We start from the raw sequence: 792 nt of genomic DNA, 5'->3' as shown, positions 1-792 counted from the left end.
GGTTTTCTTTCCGGACAAAAGTGCTTTACAACCCGAAGGCCTTCTTCACACACGCGGCATTGCTGGATCAGGCTTGCGCCCATTGTCCAAAATTCCCCACTGCTGCCTCCCGTAGGAGTCTGGGCCGTGTCTCAGTCCCAGTGTGGCTGGTCGTCCTCTCAGACCAGCTACTGATCGTCGCCTTGGTAGGCCTTTACCCCACCAACTAGCTAATCAGCCATCGGCCAACCCTATAGCGCGAGGCCCGAAGGTCCCCCGCTTTCATCCGTGGATCGTATGCGGTATTAATCCGGCTTTCGCCGGGCTATCCCCCACTACAGGACATGTTCCGATGTATTACTCACCCGTTCGCCACTCGCCACCAGGTGCAAGCACCCGTGCTGCCGTTCGACTTGCATGTGTAAGGCATGCCGCCAGCGTTCAATCTGAGCCAGGATCAAACTCTTCAGTTCAAACCTGTTACTGTTTTCGGTTCCGTAGAACCGGTCGCTCACTCAAAGCTGACAGGTATATGAATCTCTTCATAAACCTGACTTACTTTAGTGTGAGACTCTTGATACTTTTGCTATCCGATTCGAAAACCGGTTCGCTTCCATCAAGCGCCCACACTTATCGGCTGTTAGTTTTTAAAGAGCATGTCCGCGCAAGACCTTGTCTTCGCAGCGCTGCGTTTTCAGCAGCAGAGAAGCGAGATTATGAACCCCGTTTCACAACTCGTCAACAACTTTTTTACCGCTGCGTCGTGACCATCGTGTCGGCTTCGGGGCTCCGCGTGGCCGCTACTACATGACC

General features: G+C 53.5%; 1 rRNA gene. It reads right to left on the bottom strand.

The features are described 5' to 3' along the window. Positions 1-452 (bottom strand): 16S ribosomal RNA (locus BUB20358_RS27970); the annotation flags it as partial. Positions 453-792: the final 340 nt, after the last annotated feature.

The sequence above is a fragment of the Burkholderia dolosa genome (assembly GCF_902499135.1).
GTDB classification, from domain to species: Bacteria; Pseudomonadota; Gammaproteobacteria; order Burkholderiales; family Burkholderiaceae; genus Burkholderia; species Burkholderia dolosa.
This window is presented reverse-complemented; position numbering and strand designations above follow the sequence as displayed.